Here is a 10,918-nt window from a genome sequence, read left to right on the forward strand (position 1 = left end):
CTTTCACACTCCTTTATAGATATCGACTTTATAAGGTTCGGCCTTGTCCCAAAAAATACGTGCTCCCAAGACGGACGCAAACTCCCGCGCTGTAACGTAACCTAGGCCGTTAATGAGCTTGGTTTCCAACGGTTGACCATTAATCGTTACTTTGCCTTTTGTGTATCCTACGGACGCTCCAAGGAGCTCTCCAATCGGTCTGGATGGGATCCACGTTGTATTCTTGATGTTGTACCCGGTATAGGTTTGATCTTCATGTGCATGGACCTTGATTTCCATTGCTGGGTACTCAACATCGTTTTGTACTGGTCGGTCCTCGGCGCCAAGGTATTCTAAGATTGCCTTAGCAATAGCATCAACCACCTTGTCCTGGAACGATGGGTCAAACAGTTTAATCTCGTCCGATGGATGGTTAATAAAACCAACCTCCAGTAGTGCAGCTGGCATTGTCGTTTCCCGGGTCACGGCGAGGTTCCCCACCTTAACACCACGGTCCTTTAACCCTGTGGCTTGTGCCATGTGTTTGTGTAGGACATCTGCAAGCTTCTTGCTGTCGGGACGTGTGTAAAATGTTTCAGTCCCACTAGCGCTCCCCTCTGTACCGGTGCTGTTTGCATGAATCGAGATAAACGCATCTGCTTTTAGATTGTTGGCGATCTTTGCACGATCTGATAGTTCAATAAACGTGTCATTCTGCCGAGTTAATACTGCGGTAACTTCGCTCCCCTTCAAGCGGTCAGCTAATTTCTTCGCCATGGTCAGAGCAAAATCTTTCTCACGTGTTCCCGTTGTCCCGAGCGCTCCCGGGTCCTTCCCTCCGTGTCCTGCGTCGATTACGATTGTTTTCATCTTGCTCCTCCTTAATTGCCCTACCCGGTCGATAACCGGCTGTAATAAGTTCGATAACGTACTGTAATTCTTCTGATGCTGATTTTCGGATTTCGTCATAGGCCCATTTACACAAGGCTCCACCCCCAAGCTGATCATGATCCGGCGTTGATTTTCCATGATGATTAATTGGTTTGTTGCATAGGCTCGTACGTCATTTTCCTCCGAAAACATCCAGGGGAAATGCTTGCGTAGCCGCTTTTTAATCTTGCGTTGCTTGAGCAGCAGAAAGATAATGGCCCCTGCCGAAGACAGGGACCACCCGTGTTTAAATAGCGTGCTCAGAACCTCTATCAGAAAGTCGTACATCCGCCACCACCTTCGGCACCAGTAGCTTGTCTCTCACTTCTGGGCCGTACATATCAAAGATAAATTGCAGGGTAATGTCGGTTACATCGGTATAAAGGAATTCGGATTCGTCAAATTCGATCATTTCAAAGGCACACCCGCTTCCTCTAACCGCTGATTGATGTCGATGAAAATCTTGTTCATCTCCTGACGTAGATCCCGCAGCTGGCGCGTTTTTTCAGTGGCGCTCAATGAATTATCAGCACTGACTTCTTTGATCTTTGTACGGTATTCAGAAATCTGTTTGCTGATCGATCCTTTAGCGGTAGACGTAACCAGTTTCCGCAGCTCGTCACTGTACCAGGAAGGCAGTTCTGCACCAGCCTCTTGATTATCACGATAGGCACGGGTCAAATTCTCTTTAGCGGTATAGAAATCATCTTGCAACGTATTGGTTACTTGCGGATCCACGATAAAGTTTTTCAAAAGGGTATTCCGCACGTTACCTGCACCCACATCAGATGTAAGCGGCAAGAGCAGACGCGCAGGGTCACCGCCGTAGGCCCGGATCAGATAATCTACTTTCATCGGAGACATTTTCAGGTACTTCCCTAGTTCCTTCGCTATCGCGCTTGTGCGTTCGTCATATTGATATTGTGGGCTCCGGTCAGACAATCCTTGAGATACGATTGGAGCGCCGGTAAAGCTTTGGTTAGCAATAACCGAAACGAATGGTGCTGCTACGGTAGCGTTTATAACGCCAGCAATGCTTTTTTCTAGTCCACCACCCTGAGTAGCGCCTTGTAAAAGGCCTGTTGCTGCGGGTGGGAGCCAAGCGTTAGCAAGAGCATCTGCTGCACCTTTAAACGCTGTCGGGTCCTGGTCTTTAAATGCACGTAACGCCTCAATGGTCAATTCGCCAAAGGAATTGTACGCCGGTTCCATCGGGATTTTTACAAAGGTCCCATCCGGATTCTTGCTCACGATCAAGAAGCGATAACGCTCCCGCGCCGGGAGTTGTTGATAGTCTGGATCGTCCGCAAACTGCGTGTATTCGTACAGTTTTGGGAGTACCGAGAGTCCAGCAATCGCAATCATGGTTTTAACAGGATTCTGCTTAAATGCTCTCAGGATCCGATACGTGCCTTGTACTGCAGCATTGTTGTACGGAACAAACGATTCAATATCCCTAGACCACGCCCCTTTACGTGAGAAGTTGACCGTAATCTCCCGGGCCTGTTCCATTGCTCGGCGCACATTCTCAGGCGTTCTCTCACCGCCAAGACGTTTCATTTCGAGCTTGTAGGCCGCCATACGTGGGGCGTTTTCCGCAATATCACCGATAGCCTGTAAAGCAGAAAATGGCGCTTTAGCAACGTTTTTTGTTGCCTTTGCAATGCCCTGGGGCGACAAGATGGGATACCGCGTCATATCGATAATTTGTCGGTTAACTTTACGATCACCTTTCAATGCTGCTGAATACTCCCCACCGGCGCGCCGGAACTCTTGTGCCATGTTGCGTAATCCTGGAATATTCAACCTATCCGCAATCCCGGATAGTATGCCATACACCGTATAGGCCATTTGTTGCGCAGGATTTTTAGCCTGAATTGCAGATTGTACAAGGTCCATCGTAGCCCCTTTGATCGCAAACACTGGAGCAAGCACGCCGGTTGCACCGTATTTCGTTGCATTACTGAGCGCACCAAAAACATCAATCAAAATGTTAGACGCTTGTGGCCCCATGCCGATTAATGCTTGAACAATTTCAGGATCGTTCACTTGGATGTAAACTGGCTGACCATTAACCATTGCTCTTACAACGTTGTCGTTACTCAGTTTCGTGGTTTTAAATACGGCTTTAAAGTCGTTGTCCAGCGCCTCAACAAAGTCATCAATCCCATCATTGAGTAGGATTTCACGCAGATTCCGCTTGTCGTTCGGACCCTTCACAATTTCCGCAATGCCTTTCATACCTTCTGGATCACGCTTAATAGCATCAACCAAAGATTGCATCGTGCGGTTACGTAGGGCTGCATTCGTCCAGGCTCCGATCGTTTCAATAGTAGTTTTGCGCGGGTCAACAATTTTTCTGACGGAACCAGTAGGACTGACCTCCTTAATAGGAGCCTTCTGACCACTGAAGCTGGAGGAGGTCGTTTTAGCCAGCATCTTTCTTCCCGGCTTCTCAGATCGTAAGAACTGCCGTCGCATCGGTGCGTAGAAAGGATTCTTTTCCCGCAAAGCTTGATACAAGTCCTCAGAAATTAGACCTTCGTTCACGCCTAAGTATTTCAGAACGTTGTCATTGAATTGGTCCCACTCCTGAGCGATTTGCTTAAATCCAGGATACCGCTGTTCCAGAGTTTCGATCCGAGCCCGGACTTTCTCTGGCGTCATGTTCAAACTTTCGTCATATACACGTTCACCACGGCTCATCCGTGTTTCTGCGTGGCGCAGGATAAGGTAATCGACAAAGTTCTTATCTTGACCGCGTGGAACCTTTTTGAAAATGCTTTGTAGGCTTTCCCCGACTACTTCACCTTCTGGTGTAACAAATGCATCTCGAGCGATTGTGTTAGCCAGGTTATTAGCTCTCGATGCGTCCATAGCTGTCTGATACGTCTCGTTGCTCACCTTCTTGAGCGGAGAGAGGTAATCGACAAAGTTCTGATAAGTTGCCCGGGCCTGTGCTGCTGCTGAGTCCATGACTCCTTGTACATCATTCTTTATCGCGCTTTTAACGATTTGATCCTGTGTCGATATCATGCGACCGGATCCTCGACCAGATACAGGAGAAATACCAAGTCCCTGTTCTCCAAAAAGGTTGGTAAACCAGCTTTGTTTGAGGTTATTGATGGAATTTAGTTGCTCCTGAAATCTAGATAGATCGGACGGGACAACAGGGTTTCTTTCAACTGGCTGAAAAAGTATGTTTGGTCGTCTTACAATAGGATCTAATCCAACGATTTCCCGCATTCGTTCCAACTCTCTACCGCGTTGCAAGGCATTAGGTGATATTTTTCTTGGACCACTTAGGGCCTTTTTAAGATCATAACCCATTTCTTTTGCCACTTGATTAGCAACCTGTTCAAGATTCATGTTGTTCCGAATATCATTAGCCAAACTGCTCATTTGATTGTAATCCATCTGTTTTATCTCGTTTAGAGATATGTTCCCACCGATATTTTTTTGAATCCATTTAGCGAGTTCACGTGGATTCTCTAACGGTGGAGTCATACGTTCCGTTACTACTGGTTTAATATCCGTAAGAATTTTATCAAGCGATGCACCGCGTGATACTCTTGCTGTTGTTGGACCGGAAGTGCGAATCAATTCATTAAAATAACTATCAACCTGTTGACCTGGTGATGTTATGGATTCTATGGAAATTCCTCGACCTATATTTACAGGCAAATCAGTATTATTAACGCTCCGCATCAGCGCATCCCCGACACGCCGGTTATTGATCGCTGAACGAATAGGTTGTGCCGCCAGAGGCAACGCGCTTAATCCTGCACCCGCCAGAAGCCCAAGGCCCGCGTTTTCTGCAAGTTCACGGTTCGTTGGTTGTCCTTGCATTGCTGCAAGAGCAGGCCCTTGTATCGCCCCCGCTGTGCCTTCTCTGAACGCTTCTCTTGTTACCGCTTGTGCAGTTTGCGGTCGGATTCTTCCTCCGGCGGTGAGTGCATTTGCTACCGTGCTTTCCGCACGCTGTAACCGTGGAGACGCAGCAACAAGATTGTCAACTGCGTTGTATGGTGCTGCGATAGGTCCGGCACCAACTGGCGCTCCCGATGGCACGGCGATAGATAAAGCGGAACCGATAACATCAGCCACCTTGTTTGCTGTTGGTCCCAAGTCTGGACGTACAGTAGCGGGATTACCCCCGCTCATAATCGCATCCGGCGTACTCCCTACACGTGAAATAAACTGGCCTACAGGATTCCCCTGCGTTATCCAGTTCATTGCGCCAGCATAATATTTAACCGGGTTGTACGGACTTAACTTGTCGATTTCCTCCTGATTGATTTGATACTGCGTTTTCGGTGGTGGAGGATTATTGATTGCATTTTGAATCAGGTTCAAAGGTTTCGCTGCGGTCTTTGCCGCTGATAATTGCTGTGCCTGAGCGTTAGACGTAGCTGCATTGATCAGGTTCGTAGATTTAGCAAAGTCGAAACGCTCAGTTAATTCAGACATCGTTGGTTCGATCGGGCGATTCCGAACCGCATCAAAAATACTCGAGCTGGTTTGAGTTTGAACCGGAGAGGATGAATATACCCGGTTCAGTACACGTTGTTTTGCTTCTTCACCTTGTTTACGTCTCCGCACATCTTCAAAGGTTGCCAATCTTAGCACCCCCTTAGTACCATTTGTTTTTATCCCAAAACTTCAATGCTTCAACAGGATCTCCATACCGATCTTTAATACGTTTTAACCCCGCTAAAGCCTGTTGATACGGGTCGCTCCAATCCACCTTGTTACCTCCGTAGATAGAACGAGTTTCATCAAGAAATTGAAACAGACCAGCTGCCGAAGACTTTGGATTTTTCGCATTAGGATTAAAACTGGATTCCCGTGCTACAAGTTCCAACGTTGGAGTAAGCCAACTCTCTGGATATCCCAAGTCCTTAATTGCTTTAGAAATTGCTGTACGTGCAATCGTATAGTTTTTAGGATTTGCTTTCGCGTCCTTAGTTGCTTTGTAATAATTCGTATATGCCCCGGTGTTACCGGGGCTACTCAGTTTCCCGAGGAGCCCCCGTATTTTTTGGTCAAGCTATTGATTTCGGATTTCGAGAATCCGAGAGCGCTTAGAATTTGATTGGTTTCTTGATCGCTCAAGCCCGAATCTACGACATTAAGGAACATCTGCTCACGTTGTCCCGAGTCAGTTGTTATCTTTCCTGTGTCCGGATCCCGGTAGAGAGACTGAATGCTTTGCAGAACTTGATTTGCTGTCAGGCCGCCGCTGGAACTTACCGGTTGCGACATCTGGTAATCCAGTTGAGCCCACGCCCGGGAGTTATCATCCTGCGCCAAAGCTAATTGTGCCTGACGGTATGCCTGTTGGTTGCTCTCTTGTAGTCTATTTAAAGCGTAGTTCAAACCAAATTGACGAACATTCTCGTCGAATTCAGCTTTCCAGCGTTGATCCGAAATTGCATCGCGCGCTTTCTGGTAAGCGAATTGCTCCTGAGCAAACTGCTGATCAAATGCTTGTCCTTGACGCTGCATATCCAGTTGTTGCCCTGCCAGCGTTCGGATGGTTGGTGCGACTTGACTAGCCGTAGCGTAATTAACGTTAGCCCCGTATTGGCTAGCGTCTACGCCCATCTGTGCAAGCATAGCCCGGATTCCGTCAGCTTGATTACTTAATCGCGTTCTCTCAGCAGCCGTGATTCCCGGCGTCTCAGCCTGTTGTTTCAAACTCAGTAATTGGTTCACTAGGCTCTGTGCTTGCTCTCCACCCGGGAGATAACCAGTTAATCCAGCCCGAGTATTCGTGTTGTCAATCGCTCTTTGATCTTCGTTGAGATACAACTGAGCCAGATTAGCGATATTTGAATACTGTTGTTGCTGCTGGTTCAGGTTGTTCAGATATTGGTTATACGCTTGCTGCATCAGACTAGGCAACACATCTGTTTCAACGCGGCCCAATTCATTTGCAGAGATTTCACCCATTCGGTCGGAGGTGATTGTGCTGTTCAGGATCCCGCGACGATTTAGTTCAGCCTGAACCGCTGCATTACCTTGCTCAATGTTCGCTTGTGCTCGTTTCAAAGCCGCCTGATACGCCGGGTCATTGTTTGGGTCGTAACTAAACGGCGTTACTTCTCTGGTGGCGATCTGACGCATGAGGTCCATTAATCCGCTCCCCTGTTGCACATTTGTCTTAGCTGCAGTCGAGGCGCTTGTTGTGTTTGATGGTGTCGCCGTTCCGGTAAACGAAGTATTAGCTGTGGTATTTGTATTCGGGTATTGATACCCCAAGTTTTGGGTCAGGTATTTTTGTTGAGCGGACGTGTCTAAACCGGCAGCTTGTCGCTGAGAAATGACACTTAATGCCCGTTGGATTTCACTTTGCTTGTACGCATCATCATTGCTAATCTTCGCTTGATTCTGAGCGATTCTTTTCTTCAATTCAGCGTCCGCAGTGTTATAATCCGCACCACCATAACCTAGCTGTGCCGTTGCCATATTACCCCTCCTTTGTGCAATAGAAAAAGGACCCCAATGGAGTCCTTATATGGTATTATTTAGTTTGTACAACACGCCTTGAGTGGGTGGGTTCCCTCCGGAAAGGGGGTGAACCTATGAAAGACTTCTCCTTTTCCGATGTGATCGCATTCGCAGTGTTTGTTGTTGCGTTGTTGACCTACATTGACCGAAAAAAGAAGTAACCCGCTCTAAGGCTGGCACCTGTGCGGGTTACTTTTCCACGTAGAAAAGCATTATCTTGGAGGGTTACCCCACTCAAGATGTTGTGCTAGGGACGGTCTGCCAACCGTCCTTACTTTAATTTTATCTTATCATGCGTTCCGGTATACCTCAATTATTTTTGAAGTTCCGCGAGTTGAGATTCAAGTTCCTTAATTTTCGACTCGTTTTCGGTTATAGCTTTCTCCTTGTTTTCGATTTCCGACTGAACTTTAGACTCTTCATAGTTCCATGGGTTTTCCTTCATGGTTCCAATCGATAACTTCAAGCTTGTAATTTCATCTTGTAACATGCTGATTTCATATTTTAGTCTTTTAATCTCTTTTTCCTTATTTAAAACAGGAGTGTTTTGATCTTCTGGCACTTTTACACTTCCTCCCTGTTGGATAGTGCTTGTTTCCGTAGTTGTATTTTGTGTAATTATTGACGTGACGTATATAGTTTTGGTCTGGTTGTCAACTGAAACATCAGCCCCTAAAGCCTCTGACAATCCCCTTACAGGCACATTCGTCCTGTTGTTGATTACAGCCCCTTTATCATTCAACTTTTCACCATTGACAACCACGCTATATTCACCGGTTACTTTTTTTCCAATTAAGCTAATTGAATCAGCAAACGCAGAAGCTGAAAGCATGAACAATAGTCCTGCTACGAAACCAGAAACATATTTTTTCATTTTTTACTTCTCCTTCGTCATTTTTTTTAAATATATCACGAAGAATTGGTAAAGTTAACCTCCTAATGCTGTGATTCTGCTAGATAATGCATCTAAAGCTTCTTGTAATGTTTGTCCATTACCATAAGAGTACAACTTGCTCCAGTCACTAAGTGTTACAAAGTAAGCGGCGGAGAGACGCAAATCTTGTCCTGAGGCAATGGTTATATCCCCTAGTCCAGAAGATGTCTCTATTCTTAAATTACCAGTCAATGGATAAATTGATCCATCTAGATCATCGTTAATTAGCTTAATTGCCGGGAGTATGCCAGATGCCAAGCTTTGCATCTGAATATATCTCCCAGCAGATGAACTCGCTTGGAATAGATTATTTGTATTGCTCATTTCAGCTCTTGGATAACCAACTTCTTTTGTCGCGATATAATTTCCGAAAATCTGACCGGCTGTGATCTTCCCCAGATTCGCACTAATCGCAGACAACTCTTCCACTTGCATCTTCAGCGCAGTAACCGTGCCTTCAATCAGTACATCACCATCAATCTCGTTCACGTTCCTGGTGTCCAGGTTATTGAGTAGGAACGTTAATTCCTCGGTTAACATTACCGTGGTGTTCAGCAACGTCTTAACGATTTTCTGCAACTGTGGTAGGCTCGCGGCGTCTATATCATTGTTGGTGATATTGATATTCGGTAACTGTACGTTAGCCACTAGGCTCCCCTCCTTGATATTTCGCGTACAATGCGGTGTATTTTCGCTTTACCTGTGCCATACATTTTCAGCCTGTACCAGATTTCAGGAGTACGGACGATTATCGGTATTCTTAGGCTCTGTATTTGCCCTGTACCGTTTGTTTGGGAGTAACCATTGATCCAAGTACCCCCTTCGGTTCCGGCGGCGTAATCGACGTTTAGAGAGCTATCAGGATCGATGTCTGCGATGACCCATAGCTTGTTGATCGTCTTTCGCACAGTTTCATCACTTTCGCTGAATGGTTTGGTTTCAATGCTCCATTCAATCGGTGTTCCGTTGTCATTCGCGCCGCCCATTTTCATGATCTTACCGTCTGCTGTAGCAAAGTAGAAGGTCGTGCCGTCCAAGTAAAAAGCTGTAGCAACGTAACTTTCCACCCACCATGCACGGGTTTGTAGATCATATTTAAGCGTCACATTCGGCGTTGTTGCGGATCCTGTCACCAGTGATAGGTAAACAAAACGCCCATCTGTGCCGGCGACACAGTGCTGGGCGTATGCCATATTTATGGAGTTGATATAATTTTTAATCGGGTCGCTGATTTTCGTTGGCGCCGATCCACCCATGTAATCATAAAACCCGTCCGGCCCGAGCCAGAATAGTGATTCACGCGTTGGAACAACGGTCCGGTCACTGATACACCCAACACCATAAGGCTGTGTCATGTTGAAGTTTGTCGAATCCTCACCAAACAGTTTGTGCATGGTGTATTTTTTGAACAGGATCACATGGTTGTTGAATCCGGTCAGTCCGGTAGGTTTCTCCCCATCCTGCGTCTCAACCGTAATTTTCCCTGTGCCGGTGTATTTGTTGGTGCTCGTCCAGTCAGCAGCGTCACGTAAACCTGAGTACCAAAGCAGATTATCATTCGGACCTGCCATAAAGAAACGGTTCATGTACGTGGCGATAAACGAACTGTTTGGTCGTGCCGCGATCAAAGTAGTCAACGATGATCCGTCATACTGCCGTAGTTGCAACGATCCATCGATAAAATACAGTTTCGAGCCATCGAAAAACATTGCCGCATCCCACAGTCGGTTATTGTTTGTATCTCCGTATTCATATACTGGCGTCCAGGACGATCCAGATTGCTTGTACAGACCTTTTCCATTCCCGCAGTACCAAACACCTAGGAACTTAAAAATGCGGTTTATATAGCCAGTATGGGACGCATATTGCGTATATCCATCCCTTACCTGTACCGTTGGGTAAATAAAAGAATCCATATTGACCACGGCAGTATTTTGACTGTCCTTGATCTCTATGGATTCTACGGATTGGTTGAGACCATCAGCTAAAGTAACTATGGCCTGTTTTGATTTTGACGGTGCATCCGTCCATAATTGCAAGGTGTTCACCTCCAGTGTTGCACAGTATCGTCCTATTGGTCACGTCAATACACTACGATAACTCGTTAATCTGTTGGCATCCGCAGTACCCGTAAATGCATAAACGACCTGTGTAACATTGTCCACGTTATATGCCGCAAACTCACCAGCGAGCAAACCAACAGCGGCTCCAAAGCTTTTAATATCCGGTCTAAATTTAAGATATGTCCCATCTGACTTTTGCAGAGTCATTACCTGTGGATAGTCCGTCTTGGCTGCGTTAAAGTATCGTAGGTTTGCGCCTGATGTCGTTGTCGTGGTGCCGCCAGTTTGCCATGACGGTGTTTGCACCATAGGCATGAGTTGCTTCTCGATCAAAGTAGGCATTTGCGCGTTGCTCAAGTCTTCGACCCACTCCCGCAACACCGGGACATAAACTTGGTCAAGGCCGATTGTTGACGGATGATTTACCCCATTACCGCCATTAATCGGTTTGGTACTGTAATCTTCATTTGTGTACGGCCCCCACATTTCGCTTTCCGTC

General features: G+C 46.5%; 9 protein-coding genes. All 9 read right to left on the bottom strand.

The genetic code is table 11. The features are described from left to right. Window positions 1-3 precede the first annotated feature (3 nt). A complete protein-coding gene (locus RW092_RS03370) occupies window positions 4-1,197 on the bottom strand; it encodes an N-acetylmuramoyl-L-alanine amidase (protein WP_316009524.1) in 1,194 nt (397 codons plus the stop codon). Further along, entirely contained in the window at window positions 1,157-1,321 is a 165-nt protein-coding gene (locus RW092_RS03375) for a hypothetical protein (protein ID WP_316009525.1), read from the bottom strand. The genes RW092_RS03370 and RW092_RS03375 overlap by 41 nt, the downstream gene beginning before the upstream one ends. Further along, entirely contained in the window at window positions 1,318-5,529 is a 4,212-nt protein-coding gene (locus RW092_RS03380; protein ID WP_316009526.1) for an LPD38 domain-containing protein, read from the bottom strand. Before RW092_RS03380 ends, RW092_RS03375 begins: the two co-directional genes overlap by 4 nt. Before the next feature lie 13 nt (window positions 5,530-5,542). Then, on the bottom strand, window positions 5,543-5,773 hold the full coding sequence (locus tag RW092_RS03385) for a lytic transglycosylase domain-containing protein (RefSeq protein ID WP_316009527.1): 231 nt from the start codon (window positions 5,771-5,773) through the stop codon (window positions 5,543-5,545). A gap of 149 nt (window positions 5,774-5,922) precedes the next feature. Further along, window positions 5,923-7,380, bottom strand: a complete 1,458-nt coding sequence (locus RW092_RS03390) for a hypothetical protein (RefSeq protein WP_316009528.1) — start codon at window positions 7,378-7,380, stop codon at window positions 5,923-5,925. 355 nt (window positions 7,381-7,735) lie between these two features. Continuing rightward, window positions 7,736-8,296 (bottom strand): stalk domain-containing protein, encoded by a 561-nt coding sequence (locus tag RW092_RS03395; protein ID WP_316009529.1) that lies wholly within the window; start codon window positions 8,294-8,296, stop codon window positions 7,736-7,738. 54 nt (window positions 8,297-8,350) lie between these two features. Continuing rightward, window positions 8,351-9,004 (bottom strand): hypothetical protein, encoded by a 654-nt coding sequence (locus RW092_RS03400; protein WP_316009530.1) that lies wholly within the window; start codon window positions 9,002-9,004, stop codon window positions 8,351-8,353. Next, complete coding sequence (locus RW092_RS03405; RefSeq protein WP_316009531.1) at window positions 9,004-10,395, bottom strand: hypothetical protein; 1,392 nt, start codon at window positions 10,393-10,395, stop codon at window positions 9,004-9,006. The genes RW092_RS03400 and RW092_RS03405 overlap by 1 nt, the downstream gene beginning before the upstream one ends. Before the next feature lie 39 nt (window positions 10,396-10,434). Then, a partial coding sequence (locus tag RW092_RS03410; protein WP_316009532.1) for a hypothetical protein occupies window positions 10,435-10,918 on the bottom strand: 484 nt, incomplete at its 5' end.

It is taken from the genome of Paenibacillus sp. 3LSP (assembly GCF_032465655.1).
In the GTDB taxonomy this organism is placed as follows: domain Bacteria; phylum Bacillota; class Bacilli; order Paenibacillales; family Paenibacillaceae; genus Fontibacillus; species Fontibacillus barengoltzii.

What these genes read in the sequence shown, in the direction of transcription:
- RW092_RS03370 (WP_316009524.1), bottom strand. Translation starts at nt 1,197, where the DNA reads ATGTACGACTTTCTGATAGAGGTTCTGAGCACGCTATTTAAACACGGG.
- RW092_RS03395 (WP_316009529.1), bottom strand. Translation starts at nt 8,296, where the DNA reads ATGAAAAAATATGTTTCTGGTTTCGTAGCAGGACTATTGTTCATGCTT.
- RW092_RS03390 (WP_316009528.1), bottom strand. Translation starts at nt 7,380, where the DNA reads ATGGCAACGGCACAGCTAGGTTATGGTGGTGCGGATTATAACACTGCG.
- RW092_RS03375 (WP_316009525.1), bottom strand. Translation starts at nt 1,321, where the DNA reads ATGATCGAATTTGACGAATCCGAATTCCTTTATACCGATGTAACCGAC.